The 16254-nt window shown below is 27.3% G+C and carries 12 protein-coding genes; 4 read left to right on the top strand and 8 right to left on the bottom strand.

Features of this window, described 5'->3' with window-relative positions; translation table 11 throughout:
- The 5 genes from HNP68_RS02705 to HNP68_RS02685 all read right to left on the bottom strand — a co-directional run bounded on the left by HNP68_RS02705 (position 1) and on the right by HNP68_RS02685 (position 5725).
- A complete protein-coding gene (locus tag HNP68_RS02705; RefSeq protein WP_183220189.1) occupies positions 1-807 on the bottom strand; it encodes an ABC transporter permease in 807 nt (268 codons plus the stop codon).
- A complete protein-coding gene (locus HNP68_RS02700; RefSeq protein ID WP_183220188.1) occupies positions 808-1740 on the bottom strand; it encodes an ABC transporter permease in 933 nt (310 codons plus the stop codon).
- Positions 1737-3197 carry an ATP-binding cassette domain-containing protein gene (locus HNP68_RS02695; RefSeq protein WP_183220186.1) on the bottom strand — a complete coding sequence of 487 codons (1461 nt, stop codon included), beginning with the start codon at positions 3195-3197 and terminating at the stop codon, positions 1737-1739. Before HNP68_RS02695 ends, HNP68_RS02700 begins: the two co-directional genes overlap by 4 nt.
- Positions 3197-4246 (bottom strand): BMP family ABC transporter substrate-binding protein, encoded by a 1050-nt coding sequence (locus tag HNP68_RS02690; protein ID WP_183220184.1) that lies wholly within the window; start codon positions 4244-4246, stop codon positions 3197-3199. The genes HNP68_RS02695 and HNP68_RS02690 overlap by 1 nt, the downstream gene beginning before the upstream one ends.
- 414 nt (positions 4247-4660) lie before the next feature.
- The gene (locus HNP68_RS02685; RefSeq protein ID WP_183220806.1) at positions 4661-5725 is read right to left on the bottom strand and encodes a hypothetical protein; all 1065 of its coding nucleotides are present in this window, start codon (positions 5723-5725) and stop codon (positions 4661-4663) included.
- Positions 5726-6045: 320 nt separating this feature from the next.
- Between HNP68_RS02685 and HNP68_RS02680 the strand changes: the two genes are divergently transcribed.
- Both HNP68_RS02680 and bamD read left to right on the top strand, forming a co-directional pair.
- Complete coding sequence (locus HNP68_RS02680; RefSeq protein WP_183220182.1) at positions 6046-7185, top strand: LysM peptidoglycan-binding domain-containing protein; 1140 nt, start codon at positions 6046-6048, stop codon at positions 7183-7185.
- Between the two features lie 95 nt (positions 7186-7280).
- Positions 7281-7646, top strand: a complete 366-nt coding sequence (bamD, locus tag HNP68_RS02675; protein ID WP_183220180.1) for an outer membrane protein assembly factor BamD — start codon at positions 7281-7283, stop codon at positions 7644-7646.
- A gap of 6 nt (positions 7647-7652) precedes the next feature.
- Here bamD and HNP68_RS02670 read toward each other — a convergent pair whose 3' ends face one another.
- The 3 genes from HNP68_RS02670 to HNP68_RS02660 are packed head-to-tail and all read right to left on the bottom strand — an operon-like array spanning position 7653 to position 12516.
- Complete coding sequence (locus HNP68_RS02670) at positions 7653-8762, bottom strand: VWA domain-containing protein (protein WP_183220178.1); 1110 nt, start codon at positions 8760-8762, stop codon at positions 7653-7655.
- 49 nt (positions 8763-8811) lie between these two features.
- Positions 8812-11595 carry a periplasmic flagellar collar protein FlcA gene (gene flcA, locus HNP68_RS02665; protein ID WP_183220175.1) on the bottom strand — a complete coding sequence of 928 codons (2784 nt, stop codon included), beginning with the start codon at positions 11593-11595 and terminating at the stop codon, positions 8812-8814.
- A 27-nt stretch (positions 11596-11622) separates the two neighbouring features.
- The gene (locus tag HNP68_RS02660; protein ID WP_183220174.1) at positions 11623-12516 is read right to left on the bottom strand and encodes a 1-acyl-sn-glycerol-3-phosphate acyltransferase; all 894 of its coding nucleotides are present in this window, start codon (positions 12514-12516) and stop codon (positions 11623-11625) included.
- A 398-nt stretch (positions 12517-12914) separates the two neighbouring features.
- On the opposite strand from HNP68_RS02660, the gene HNP68_RS02655 reads away from it, so the two are divergent.
- Positions 12915-14495, top strand: a complete 1581-nt coding sequence (locus HNP68_RS02655; RefSeq protein WP_183220172.1) for a peptide ABC transporter substrate-binding protein — start codon at positions 12915-12917, stop codon at positions 14493-14495.
- A gap of 97 nt (positions 14496-14592) precedes the next feature.
- A complete protein-coding gene (locus HNP68_RS02650; RefSeq protein ID WP_183220170.1) occupies positions 14593-16176 on the top strand; it encodes a peptide ABC transporter substrate-binding protein in 1584 nt (527 codons plus the stop codon).
- The last annotated feature ends 78 nt before the right edge of the window (positions 16177-16254 follow it).

Raw genomic sequence — 16254 nt, 5'->3', positions numbered from 1 at the left:
CTAAGATTTATCTTTTTTCTTAATCAATGAAACTAATATATTTATTATTATTGCTACATAAAATGGAAAAGAAAGAGAAAAATAAGAATTTATATACTCTTGAGTACGGAAAAATTGATATTCAACAAAAACTATCAAAAAAGAAATTGGGAAAATTAATAAAGGATTTGAAAATGCAATATAAAGAATGCAAATAGCAAGCCAACCATTGTTTAATCCCAAATTATAAGAGTAAGCTTTCAGATTTACCGCAATAAATGAACCAGCAAGACTTGCTGTAAAAATTGATACAAAAATTGCAAAAGATTTAAAACGATTACTTATTTTTTCACCCAAAATGTCTTCATAATTTCCTGAAGAAATAAATTCAAAAACTGCTCTAATTCTTGAATAACTTATAACATAAACAGTAACAAACAAAACAATGAAAAAAATAACAACAAAAACAATACTTTCAAAATTTCCAGATAAATTTAAAGTAAAACCAGGAATAAAATTAAAATTACTCTTTATAAAATAATCAACAAGAAAATAACAAAAAATATTAACACCTATTCCTGCTATGAAAATATCATAATTTTTCTTTACTATAAAAGATAAAAAAAATCCAAACAAAAAGCTAATAAACAGAGTAAAAATAGTTGCCAGAAAAATTCCATATCCCAAATAAATAAAAAAAGATGTCAAAAATATTGACAGATACGAAATACCCTCAATAGATATATTTAAAAATCCTATTCTTTCTGTATAAAGAACTCCAAGTGCTAAATATGAAAATACAAGAGCCTGCTCAAAGACACCAAACATCTACTTTTTCCTAGCTTTAATCAAAAATAAAGAGAGAAAAATTGCAATTGCTTGACACAGCCCAATAAATTCATACTTAAAGTCATAATTTATATTAAGAAAATTATTAAATTCGATTAATATCGAAAACAATAGGCTGAAAAATAATACATAAATATAATTAAATCCTGAAATTACAGCAACAATTAAACTGCTCCAACCAAGTCCTGAAGTTAGCCCTAAAACCAAATACGGTTTAAAGAACACTACAAACATAGAACCGGCAAGACCATTTAAAAAGGCACTACTAAATACAGCAAAAAATTTATATTTAAATTCATTTATATTAAAAAAAATATCTCTCTTTTTTTTATTGCTTAATATCTCAAGTTGAAGCCCATAAATAGTTTTTTTATGCATAAAAACATAAAAAAGCCAAATTGACACACCAAACAAAACCAAATAAACAAGAGATGAATCTAAAGCAAATAAACTATTAACTCTTTTTGTCTGATTAGAAAAACTACCTGTTTTTAACATATTCAAAATAAATCCATCTACCAACCTTTGATTTCCATAAGATATTAAAAGACCTGTTAAGGCTCTATTTAATCCAAAGAAAAAAGTAATAAAAAAGGGAATAAGTCCTAAAAGTCCTACAAAAAAAGAACTCAAAAATATTAAATATATAAAATTAAAATGGGTTAATCCAAAAAAACTTGAAAATATATAAGCGAAAAATGCTCCAAAATAAACCTGGCCTTCATTCCCAAGATTTAATGAATTACTCTTGGCGCAAGTGGCAATGCCAGTAGACATGATTAAAAATAAAATAAAGCGCCAAGATATCATCTTAATATAAGAAAATTGAAAAAAATCACCAAAAAAATAGCTAATACTTAATATCAAAAAAGAAAAAATTAATGCCATAAAGCTATTTCTAAACAAGGTCATAAAAATAGTAATTCCTTTAATTTTTCTTTACTAATCTTTTCTCTAGATACGTTTAATAAAACTTCTCCCATTTTCATTGCCAAAATGTTATCAGATAGCAAAAACAATTCATCTAAATTGGAAGTAATCAACAGAACTGGCTTTTCTTTTGAATAATTACGAATAGCAATAGACATTTCATTATAAGCTTTGTGATCTAAATTACTTAAAGGAGAAAAACAAATTAAAAAACTTTTTGCAATATACATCTCTCTGTAAAGAGCAAACTTCTTCAAAGTTCCTCCAGAAAATGCCAAAGATTTGGAATAAAGAATTCTATATATTTTCTCTTCACTACAAAATTCCATTTTTTTTTTAAAAAAATCTTTTATCTTATTAATATAAGATTGCCTAATAAAAATTTTATTTTCAAAATTCATAGATTTAGCCAAAAAATTATCCAATATACTACTATTATCCGGAAATAAATTGCCAATACCTAAGGGTAAAAATCCTGCTTTACACTCAAAAATATTTACTCGTTCATATCTAATGCCATCAATTTTTATGCACCCAACAAAAATAAGCTCTCCTAAGAATAATTTTTCCCACGTTTTAATTGTCGCTTCTTCGCCAATTATTCCTAAAACACCCCTTTTATTTAAAGAAAAACTAACATCGTACTTCCAAAAATCTTCAAAAAACAAATTGAATTTAATAGAATCTTTTTCAAATTTATTAAAATTAATATTTGTAAAAAATATTTTGTCACTATAAGATTCAAGTTTGCTCAAAATTGATTCTTTGTTTATTGTTCTAAAACATTTTCCATCTTTTAAAACAATAAACTCATCACTAAATTTTACAGCATCTGTGATCTCACTGTGGGTAATAAAAAGAGAAGCAATTCCTGATTTCTTAAGCAACACAAGCAATTTTATAAAAGCTTGCGCTTCTTTTTGAGAAAAATAAGCAGCACTCTCGTCAAAAATAATTATTTTTGCATTCTCTTTAAGAGAAGCAATAATAAGCAAAAAATAAATTTCTTTAATATTTAAATCTTTAATTTTTTTGTCTAGATCAAAAGAAACTTTATAAAATTGCATAAGCCACCTATAATACTTATAGGTCTTAGACTTATTCATCGGCATGAAAAATGCATAACCAAACCAATATATACTCAAATATTCCCATACTCTTAAATTCATTTTCAAATTAGGAACTTGAGAAACGAGATAAATACCATTATTTTTAGCTTTATCTACATTCCAATTTTTCTGCCTAATACCATTGACCAATATTTCACCACTATCAAATTCAACAAGTCCAGCAATAATCTTAGCTAGAGTACTTTTCCCTTCTCCATTTTTACCAACTACTGTTAAAATTTTAACTTCTCCAATTTTTAAATTAATACTGTCCAAAATAGGCTTATCAATATCTGGAAAATACTTAACTATATTTTTAAACTCTACCATTAATTTTGTTCCAAATTAATTTCTATGCCATTTACACTAACCTCTTCTATTCTTTTTAAAAGATCTCTTTTCAACTTTCGACTGGTTCGCTCTAAATAAAAAACATTAGAAATATTAAATAAAACTCCTTTGTGTTTTATACCAAAAATATCAGAACTACCATAATTAATCTCTGACTTAAGCGCCCTATCCAAAACATATGGGACATAATATTTTTGATTTGTAATTCCTGAACCAATAATATTTTCTTTATTATCTAAATAATCTTCGCTATCAAAAAGAATCGCAAAAATATTGTTTTCTCTAACAGAGGAAAGCACTCCTTTAACAGCAGGTCCTACAATAGGAAGTATTACCAAAACATCCGAATCCTTAATCAAAGAATCTGATAGCAATTTAGCTAAATTGCTATCATGCCAATTGCCCAAAACTCGATAATAAACCTCGGTATTCTCGCTCACATCAAGAATACCTTTTTTAAAATAATGATAAATATAATCTCTCATAATAGAATAATCTTGACCTGCAATAAGAGCAGCATTCCCAAAGCCAGAATTAAATTCCTTTAAAAATAGACCTACATAATACCCTAAAACATATGCTTCTTCTGCAACATTATAAGAAACTGAATAAACTTGGTTGTTGGTATTTTTGACTAAAGAATCAAAAATGAGAAACTTGGTATAAGGGTAATCACTTGCAACACTGTCAACAATATCTTGCATAGCATTATTTGTAGTTATTAAAAAATCATATTTTTTTGAAGTTAATAATTTTTCAAGCATTTCTATCCACTCGATTTGATTAAATCCGGCTTCTAAAACTTTAATTTCAAAATTTTCATGCTTTTTTTTAAATTCAAACAAAGAATCATACATTTCTTTATAAGATGGAGATCCTGAAATAATTCCCGGAATAAATAACGCAATATTTGTTTTATTAGAAATATTAACCTTTCGCTTCTTAAAAAAAATTAAATAAACAAATAAATATAAATGGAATATCGTGAATAAAATCCAAAACCCTTTAAAAAACAAATTCTTACTCATAAAGATAATACATCCTTTTATTAATTATTAAATTTACCTTAAAGTTACAAAAGTTAATATAAAAAAAATCCATAATAAGCTATAAAAACAAATCTGCCAAAACTAATTTAAAAATTATACGAATATCTTAAAAACATATCTTTTTTTCCCTTTTATAAGATTTTGGCAAAAAATTCAAAACCTAAATAGCAAAATATTAAGCAAATTCTGAATGTAAATTTTAAATTCCATTGAATAATGGAATTTAATTAACAAAATCTGAAAATTTTTCATTTCTTAATAATGCTCATATTAATAAGTTAAGAATAACTAATAAAAACAAATACGCTACTTTCTCCTCTTATTTTATTTTTCAAGGAACATACCATTTTATCTAACAAATAACTTTAACATAATAAACTAAATATATAAAAATCAAAACTCTTTAGAGCGCAATAAATACAATTCATTAACATTTAAATTACTAGTAATATCATCATTTGAACGTCTTAAATACATTTTCAAAGAATGGATTGTTTTAAAAAACTTATTTTTTAAAACATTTTTATTAGCTTTGTAATCTTTTAAAAATTTTAAAACAGGACTGTTAACAGTTATTGATTTATCGAAAAAAGTAGAAAAATATTTAAAAACATCATCTACAAAATAAAACCTATTGGCCAAATCAACAAAATTATTAAATAATACACCAATTCGACCCTTTAAATAATTAACATTTTTAATCATATCAACCCTGTTACCAAGTTTATAATTTTTATCTTCCAAACTCCATTTTGAATATATAGAATTAAATTTAAAATCTTTCATCAAATAATTATACATAGAGTTAAATCTGAGAATATCTTCGGTATATTTTAAAATAAAAAAATATAAAAACCCTTTATTTAAAGACATAAAATTATCCTTAGCCATCCTTATAAAATTTTGGTTAACACCCTTTAGTGTGCCTTCATTAACTTTATGTAAAAAAGAATTTCCATTAAAAAGCAAAAGACTATTATTAGGAAAAATTAAATATTCGGTTTCGGTTTTATCAATGTACCTTACGCTACCCTTGTAAACATTAATAAAATAATTATTAAAATAATCACTATTAACATAAAATTTTGAAGTATTTTCAGCCTTAAACAAATTATTATTTATAATAACAGAAAATGAAGATCCTTTAACAATGTTATGAATTACAGCATCAAAACTTCCTCTAAACAAATATATTTTTGCATCTTGCAAATCTTTAAGGGAAGAATAAAACACGAAACTATTTGTATTGGAATAAAAAATTAAATCTGCAGAAATACCGTTTATTTCGTATAAATTTATTTTGAGCTTTGAATTTTCTCCAACTTCAATAAAATCGTACTCAAAAATTTCATCATCTAAATCTAACTTAACAGGAAATGTATTTCTAACAACACCAACTTTACCTTCTATTTCTTTTACAACTGCTACTTGAGAAAATAACGCCCTATTTGAAAGCAACATCAAAAGGACAAAATGATATATTCTAAAAATATAGTTCTCCTGATCTTTGAAAAACTTATAAACTTAATTATACATTGTTTTACATAAATTTATTACACTTTGAACAATGATGAAAAAGAACTATAATTTAATTTAAGGATTAAAAATATTAAGTTTTTTTAGGTTTTTATTGACACACTATAATTGCTATAATAATAAAGTAATAAAAAGAGGAACATTAATATTTGTAAGTTCTTACTTTAAAGATAATAGAAGTCAAGTTATTAAAAGGGTGTATTTATGAATATAAATAATAAATTAATAAGAAGGGTGTATTTATGAATATAAAGAATAAATCAATTTTGATGCTGCACATTGTAGTAGCAATCTCTTTTATTGCATGTAAAACGCCTCCAGAAATAAGAGAGAGTAAAAATGCTAAGATTGCACAACCAAACAATAAAAATTTTCAATTAAGAGATATAAAAGATATTAAAAATGAGCTAATAAGAGAGAGAGGACATCTTTTTTATTCTAAAGAGTTTAATGAGGCTGAAAAATTAGAAGAAGTAATGAAACAAAATTTTTCTAAAAGAAAAGCAATAGAAGGAAATGAAGTTGCTCTAAAGATACTTGAAAGGTATAAAACAATACTAAAAGAAACAAAAGAAAAAAAAGAAAAGACAAGTTACCTTAAAGAAAATATTGAAAAGTATTTAAATGATGCAGAAGCAAATGAAGCATATGTATGGATTCCGTTGGAAATCGATGAAGTAAATAACCTATATTTTGAAGCAACAAGAAAATATAAAAATTACGATCTTGACAATGCCCTTGACATGTATAGCAAAGCATTCAACAGAGCACAACAAGCAGCAAAAAATGCTAAAGAAGCTAAAGCTTTAAAAGAAACTGATGAGAGAATGTACAAACAATTAAAAGCACTTGAAGCAGCTTCTAACTTACCAATTTATAGCAACAATAAGCTTATTAAGCCATCTCCATGGAACGGTAGAGCATTTATTAAAGAAAGAAACAGTCATCTAAACCTTTTAAATATCAATGGGGGAGATATTTATCTTCTTGGAGAAACAGAAGATTCAACTCCAATAGTACTAGCATATGAAGAAAGAGTAGAAGTATCAAAAACCTATAAACCTCAAGAACAATTCAAAACACTAGAACTTATTGAGCGATCTAGAAAATTGTGGGAAAAAGGAGTTGAAGCTAAACATGTCAAAAACTTTAGACTTGCAAATGAATTATTTTTAGAGTCCGCAAGATACCTAGAAGCTTATCAAAGCAATGCAAGTAGAGAACTTTATGTAATAAAAATAGGTAATACCTTATGGGGCATTTCTAAAAAATTATATAACGATCCTTACCTATGGCCAAAAATTTGGTTTGCTAATAGACAAAAAATACAAAATCCAGATCTGATTCATTCTAACTGGAAAATAATAATTCCTGCAAAATAAAGCAAAAACAATCACATAGCAAGGCCTTTAGCCTTGCTATCTTATTTTATATCTAATAAAATTAAATAATAAAAATATTCTAAAAGAGACATAAAATGAAGAAACTAACATTATTAAACTTAATATTTATTTCATGCTATACAATTAATTTAGAAAAGCTAACAAAAGAAACTCCTTATGGGGTTTATCTTAGAGAAGCTCAAAAAGCTATCAATGTTAATGATTACAATTCTGCACTAAAAGCATATGAAAAAATGATTCAAAATTTTGCTCATAACCCAAATATAGTTGCTACCGGTAAGTATGAAATTGCATTTATATATTACACAATAAATAAAACAGAAAAAGCAAAAAAAATATTTGAGGAACTAATAGAAAATAAAATAGAAATGCCCAAATGGATTAAGCCTTTGGCTAAAAAAATATTAAATAAAATAGAAAATAATAATTTACAAAAATAAAAATTCTTATTGGAATATAATTCCATAAATTGTAATATCTTTTTCTTTTGCAGAATTGATAACATCTTCATAAACAATAGAACCTCTTGGATACTCGTGGGGGGGCGCATCCCCTATAACAATAACAAATCTTCTTTCTGCCCGCCAATCAAACTGAGTTATGGCAGCATCAATTCCCTCAAATACAGCTTCTGGATAATCCCCACCACCACCAACGTTAACATATTTAAGAATATTATTCAAATAAGGGATAGTATTAAAATCAAACGCTTTAGTTAAAAAATCTTCAAGGTAGTCTTTATAAAAAACAAGACCTATTCTATAGGATTTAAACTTTTGCAATTGCGGCTCTATTATTGAAAATAAATGCTCTTTTAGAATCTCAATATTACTCTTCATACTGTCAGTAACATCAACAACAAGAACTAGATCTAAATCATAAACTGGATCTTCTGAGTTTTTTAAAATTTTTTTTATTTTATCAACAATATCAATGCCATCCTTAGCAATAACAACTTCATCCGAAAATTTTGTAAAAGTATCCCTTAATTCATTAAATTCAATTTTCCCTTGATTTTGATCATCTTTAAAAAGCAATTCATAGGCATTGTCTTGATAATTGCCCAAATAATCATTATATTTTTTTTCAAAAGCTCTTATAGAAAACCAAAAAGGTTCTTTTTTGGTTTTTAATATTTCTAAATCAATCTCACCACTTCTTGTTGAAAAATTTGGAAATCCGTATTTTAATTTTTTTGGAATCAATATATGAAAAGCTTCTCCAAACTTCTTATTAGGAACAGGCGTGGAAGATGTCAATGACAAAAGTTCTTTATTTTTAATAACTCTTCCATTTAAAATTCTAATTTCATCTCCATTAACCTTATTATAACTTAAAGTACGAAATGAATAAGTAGCCACATCTTTTTTCTTATCAGGAATTTCAAAAGACTCTGTCAATATTACTGATTTAATCGAAGGTTTTTTTCTAATAAAAAGATGAAACCCCTCTTCATGAGCCTCAACATAAACATCATCAATGCCAATTTTCAAAGAATTATCTTCAAATCCAAACAAATAAAAACTAATAAAAAGAAATAAAAAAAATTTTTTCATAAGGAACCCGCCCTATATACAATTCAAAACCAATAAATAAAACCTATAATTAAAGCTTTTCGGATAAATTTTCATAAAACAAAACATTCGATTTAGAAAAATTATTCTTAAAAATATTTCTGAGATTCAAACTAGCAAGATCTTTTTTAACACTTTTTACCATATCTTCATTTCTATTTAAAATATCAAAAATCTTAGCTGATTCGCTTAAATTGCTAACCCCAGAATTAAAAAGTTTAGTATCTCTTATGGATGAAAAAGAGGCCATTACTTCTACAACTCCAAGATTATTATAAGTTTCAATTTCTTTTAATAAAAGAATTTTATGATAATCATTTTCTTTGGGATTAAAATTCAAAACATTGGCCTTCTCTAGTTCTAAATTTTGCATAACCCTTAAATAATAGCTTCTAGAAGCTAAAAAATCACCCATCTTATAAAGAGTTAAGGCAATAGAATTTAAAACTTCATTACTACTTGAAAACCCCGCCATGCTCTCTACTTTAAATAAATATTTCAATGCATCATCATAATTGTTTTCCCTATAACTAAGTAATCCAACCTTATAGTAAACATCTGGATAATCAACACCCTCACTTATTGCCAATTTATAAGAAGATATTGCAGACTTAAAGTCATTTAAAGATCTAAGAATATCACCTTGTTTTTCATAAATTGAAGAAATTTCTTTAGATCCTTTTATGAGATTGTGTTTTTTATAAAAAGAATAGTCACTCAAGGCTAAACCAATAATATTGCTAGCTCTAAGAGAATCTTTAGATTTTTCATAAATGTCTGCTAAAATTTTATAAGCCAATATCTTGTCTCCAGCATCTTCAATTGAATTTTTATGCCTAAAACTATTTAATGCTTTAAGCAAATAGACTTCGGCCTTCTTAAAATCCCCTATGTAATACGAATATCTTCCACTTTCAAAAAGTGCCTTATCGTAATTGGGATCTTTATTTAATATTTTTCGAAGAACATATTCAATCTCTGAATTCATATTAACATTATTATCAAGCTTGAAAATAGTTCTACCATCATTTCTTTTGAAATCAGAAAATTCCTTATTCAATAAATTTGTTTGTCCATTAAGATAATTTAAATTTATAGCAAGATTATTTGCCCTCTGATTATAGGTTACAAAAGAAATATATTTGTCTACTAGCTTTTTAGCATATTTTGTATAAACAACTTCATCCATATCAATAATTTCATTTGACTTAATAAAATTATTGACATTATCAGACTCAGTATCTAAACCAGCTTCAATATAAGCATTAAAAAGCTTAAATAAAATTTCCTTTTTTTGTCCATATTTAGAAAGTACAACCGTATAGCTATTAATACCATCTTTATAGTAACTAGGATTTGTCTTAGCCCATTTAAAATAATTATCCCCCTTTAATACTAAAGCATCATAATCATAAAGATCATAAGATATAACCTCATCAAGTATTGAATTAGCTTGAGAATATTCTCCAAGATTAACTTTCATAGAAGCATATGCAATATATCCTTCCTTATTAAACTTTTTTCGCCTTCTATTTGTAGAATTTTTAGAAAAAGGCTCAATTGTAAACAATTCTTCATACTTTTCTTCAGCACTATCAAAATCTCTAATTTCTTCAAACGCTCTGGCATAATTGATAAACCATTTATCATCAGGCCTAATGTAATAAGCGTCTCTAAAGAGAGCTTTTGCAAGCTCTCTTTTATTTGCATATATAGACTCTATACCCTCTTTATATTTGCTCTCAGAGGCAACATAAAAAAACACTACATCTACTATAAAGTAAAAAGAAACTAAGACTAAAACAATAAAAAAAGAGGCTATTTTTATCAAAGGCAACAAAGCTCTTGAGACTCTATAGCTCAATTTCTGTTGAAGTTTACTAAATTCTTCCGCCTTAAAATAAATTACAGGCAATTTAATAGATCGTCCAACAATATCCCCTACAAATTTAGCAATAAATTTCAATCTTTTTTTATTTTTTTCAACAAGATCAATTAAGGCCTCAAGTTTATACTTTGAAATATTTTCTTTGGTTAAAGCCTCAGCAATTGCAATTCTTAAATTTCTAGGATAGGAATTTAAATGTTTTAAAAATAGTGGATAATTAACTTTAAATTCAAAGCGTTTAGATTTTGAATTTTCATCATACTCTAGAAATTTAAAATCATCTGCAACATTTTCAAAATCATTGTTATCAGAATTTAAATTTAAATTATCTTCAACAAACATCTCTGCTTGTTCGTCTGTCTGGCTTTTATCATTTATAGCATCATCAATATTAGATTCATTAGATTTAATAAATTGTAAAAAATCATCATCTCCAGAGACAAAAGAATCATTATTACCTTGATTGTTAATTGATTCTTCTGAACTTGGCTCTGAAGAATCGATTAACTTATCAAAATCAAGCTTGGAAGCAACTTCTAAATCAATAGAATTATCATCAAGAACTCTGTCAATGTTATTTTCAAAAGAATCGCCTGAAGAAACATTAAAATCATCATTCAAAGTTGAAAGCCCTAAATCCATATCAACTCCCAAATCAGAACTACTTGAAGGTAAATTGTCATTAAAAATGTCAGAGTAAGACAATTTATCCTCATTCTCAAGAGCATCAAGCATAAAATTTAAATCAAGCTCATCTTCATTTTCACCTAACCCAAGATCTTCACTTATCCAGGGAACAATGCTCTCTCCAGGCTCAGGCAGCTTAACATCCATACTCACACCAAAAGATTCTTTAGATAATCTTTCATTAGAAAGATTATCTAATATTTCTCTTTTAAACTGTCTTATCTTATCTATATCAGGCATATTGCAATCAAGTTCCTAGTTCACACATCAAAAAATCTTTTTATACACTTCAAACCCTTCTGCATGAAGCGTATTAAACCGATTTTCTAAATCTTCAGCAATTTTTAACCCCAAAACTTCTTTTGAAACCTCTGGTTGACAATCTTTTAAAGCATTTAAAATTTTATCCCTATACTCAGCAATACTTATAACCTTGTCAGCATTATATATAAGGGAGTCTCTTTTAAAAACATCGTGAGACATGTCTCCATCTTCAGAAACTTCTAAAACATTCCCATTGATTCCAATCATTAAATAATAATCAAAAATTTTAAAATAATTAACAATTTCTAAAATTACTTTTTTTGTATCGGGCCTCCCTTTTCTATATCTAGTAGCTGTAGGAAAGATGAGTATAATGTACCCACTATTTTTCTTTTCATAAATATATTTCATAGAATTAGCATTAAAAACACGCCTTTGCCTAGCATGCTCTGCACCAACCCCAACAAATGAGTGTGGTGGATACACTAATATTGCATTGTATCCCAAAGAAAGAGTTTTAACAAATAGATTATCTCTGAAAAGCTTAACTCCGGCTATTGGAATAATATGATCTGCAATTTCACTATAGCCCATTTTATAAAGTAAAAATTGGAAACAAGGAAAATCAAAATTACTGTAATGCTCCATTAATATAATTGAAGACTTACCGGATTTAACCTTTTGGTAAAGTTCTAAAATGTTTTGCATACCAACAATAGTAGATCTATCCTCAAGAAGTCGCTCTATCATTCTATCTACCAACCTTCTACTATTAAGATCCGCATTGCGATAAGATTTATCTAAATAATTAACATTTTCAACAGACTTAAATTGACTTACAAAGTCGCTTTCCATATCTTTAAAATATTTATCAAAACTTTCATTTTGTACAAACATAAAACTAGCACCTTTAAAAGCATTTTATTTTGCCACTTAATCATTAGTTACATCATTTTATTTCCCACGAATAAACAACTCTACAAAACTAACAATAAATAACCAATATTAAACAAGCACACATTTTTGAAAACATTTCACATTTATTATACCTTATCTATTATACAAATTAAAGTAAAGTTTTAGCTTACAACAACAGGCAAAATAACACTAAAAACTATTACATTTATTAGACTTTTTTTATTGTAAGAATTAAAGTAAAATTTAAACATAAGATAAATCAAAGTACCAGGAGGCATAAATACTTAAAAGCAAAAAAGAATAAATATTCTTTATTAAAAAAGATTAATAAAGAATTAACACAATAAATATGCAAAATTTTGAAAAAGGAAAATTCCATGAAATACACAAAAATAGCTTTAATACTAACTATTTTTTCTTTAATGGCCTGTACTAATAGTATTGCAAAAGAAAAAATAGTTTTTAGAGTGTCAAATTTAAACGAACCATCATCACTTGATCCTCAGCTTTCAACAGACCTTTATGGTAGCAATATCATTATAAACCTATTTTTAGGCCTAGTAGTAAAAGATTCACAAACTGGAAAATATAAACCAGGACTTGCAAAAAGTTGGAATATTACTGAGAACGGAACTATTTACACATTTCACCTAAGAGAAAATATAGTTTGGAGCGATGGGGTTGCCATTACTGCTGAAGAGATAAAAAAATCATATCTAAGAATTTTAAATAAAAAAACAGCTGCATTATATGCTAATTTGGTAAAATCTACAATAAAAAACGCACAAGAATATTTTGATGGGACGGTCTCTGAATCTGAGCTTGGTATAAAAGCTATTGACAGCAAAACTCTAGAAATAACACTAACATCTCCAAAGTCTTATTTTCCCGATATGCTAACACATTCAGCATACATACCAGTTCCAATGCATGTTGTTGAAAAATATGGAGAAAATTGGACCAATCCTGAAAATATAGTTGTTAATGGTGCATACAAGCTCAAAGAAAGATTAATTAACGATAAAATCGTAATAGAAAAAAATGAAAAATATTATAATGCAAAAAATGTAGAAATTGATGAAGTAATATTTTACCCAATAGAAGGTAGCGTAGCCTACAACATGTACATAAACGGTGAAATCGATTTTCTACAAGGAGCAGAAAAGAATAATAATTTAGAAGAGATTACAATAAGAGATGATTATTACTCAGGATTACAAAATGCAATGTCATACATGATATTCAATACAACCCTAAAGCCACTAGACAATTTAAAAGTTCGACAAGCCCTCTCACTTGCTATTGATAGAGAAACTTTATCTAAAATAGTTTTAAAAGGAAGTGCAGAGCCAACAAGAAATTTAACTCCAAAATTTGAAAATTATTCTTATGGGAAAAAGTTAATACTATTCGATCCTGAAAATGCAAAAAAACTTTTAGCTGAAGCTGGATACCCAGATGGAAAAGGATTTCCTACATTAAAATATAAAATTTCAAAAGGTGGAGGAAGTTCAATAGCAACAGAATTTTTGCAAGAACAATTTAAAAAAATATTAAACATTAACATAGAAATCGAGAATGAAGAATGGACTACATTTTTAGGAAGCAGAAGAACTGGAAATTACCAAATTTCAAGTATGGGATGGATGGGAGACTATTTTGATCCTTTAACATTCTTAGAGAGCTTATTTACAACAGAAAATCATTTTTTTGGAGCATACAAATATTCTAACAAAGAGTATGACGCTTTAATAGCAAAATCTAATTTAGAATTTGATCCAATAAAAAGACAAGATATTCTAAGAGAAGCCGAAGCAATAATAGTGGAAAAAGACTTTCCTGTAGCGCCCCTATATACACCTAAATCTCATTACCTTTTCAGGAATGATAAATGGGCAGGGTGGATGCCAAATATTGCAGAAAGCTATTTATACGAAGATATTAAAACTAAAAAATAATAAAATAAGTAATTTTAAAATTAAGATTTAAAATTAATATCTACAGAAGGGCAATTATAAAATTAAAGTTAACTTCAAAACGGAGGCATAAAAAATTATGAAATTACAAAAATCATTATTTTCAATAATATTTTTTCTAACTTTTCTTTGCTGTAATGATGCAAAAAAAGCAGAAGGAGTATCATTTAAAATAAGCTTGGGAGCAGAGCCAAGCAGTCTTGACCCTCAATTAGCAGATGATAATGTCGCATCAAAAATGATAGACACAATGTTTAGAGGGCTTGTTACAGGGGATCCTAGCACAGGAGGAAACAAGCCAGGGCTTGCAAAAAGCTGGGATATTTCTTCTGATGGGACAGTTTATACATTTACTCTAAGAGAAAAAATTAACTGGAGCGATGGAGTTGCAATCACTGCAGAAGGGATTAGAAAATCTTATCTTAGAATTCTAAATAAAGAAACTGGCTCAAAGTATGTTGAAATGGTTAAATCAACAATTAAAAATGGTCAAAAATATTTTGACGAACAAGTATCTGACTCTGAACTTGGGATTAGAGCCATTGACGAAAAAACATTAGAAATAACATTAGAATCACCAAAGCCCTACTTTATTGACATGCTAGTGCACCAATCATTTATTCCAATACCAATTCACATTACCGAAAAGTACGGACAAAGCTGGACAAGCCCTGAAAACATGGTTACCAGCGGCCCTTTTAAATTAAAAGAAAGAGTTCCTAACGAAAAATATGTGTTCGAAAAAAATGATAAATACTACAACTCAAACGAAGTGGAAGTACAAGAAATTACATTTTATACAACAAATGATAACTCAACAGCATATAAAATGTATGAAAATTCAGAATTAGATGCAATCTTTGGCTCCATACCGCCCGACTTAATTAAAGATCTAAAATTACGAAGCGATTATTACTCATCAGCTGTTAATGCCATATACTTTTATGCATTCAACACGCACATAAAACCACTTGACAATGTTAAGATTAGAAAAGCTTTAACTCTTGCTATTGATAGAGAAACACTCACATATAAAGTTCTTGACAACGGAACTACTCCTACAAGAAGGGCAACTCCTAACTTTAGCTCATATTCTTATGCAAAAAATTTAGAATTATTTAATCCTGAAATTGCAAAAGCCCTTCTGGCTGAAGCTGGTTATCCTAATGGGAATGGATTTCCTGTTTTAAAATTAAAATATAATACAAACGAATCAAATAAAAAAATTTGTGAATTTATTCAAAACCAATGGAAAAAAAACTTAAATATCGATGTAGAACTTGAAAACGAAGAATGGACAACTTACTTAAACACCAAAGCAAATGGAAATTACGAAATAGCAAGAGCAGGATGGATAGGGGATTATGCTGATCCTTTGACATTTTTAACCATATTCACACAAGGATACACCCAATTCTCATCTCACAATTACTCAAACCCAGAATACAACGCGCTTATTAATAAATCTGATCTTGAACTTGACCCAATAAAAAGACAAGACATCCTAAGACAAGCAGAAGAAATAATTATTGAAAAAGATTTTCCAATAGCACCAATATACATATACGGAAATAGTTACCTTTTCAGAAATGACAAGTGGACAGGTTGGAATACCAATATTTCAGAAAGATTTGATTTATCTCAACTAAAATTAAAAAAATAAATAATTAATAATTAATCAAATAAAAATCGTCTATAAAAAATAAATTTATAGACGATTTTTTTATTGACTTTCTTCTAA

Source organism: Borreliella yangtzensis (assembly GCF_014201775.1).
Taxonomy (GTDB): Bacteria; Spirochaetota; Spirochaetia; order Borreliales; family Borreliaceae; genus Borreliella; species Borreliella yangtzensis.
The sequence above is the reverse complement of the archived record's forward strand: the minus strand, read 5'-3'. Positions and strand labels throughout refer to the sequence as shown.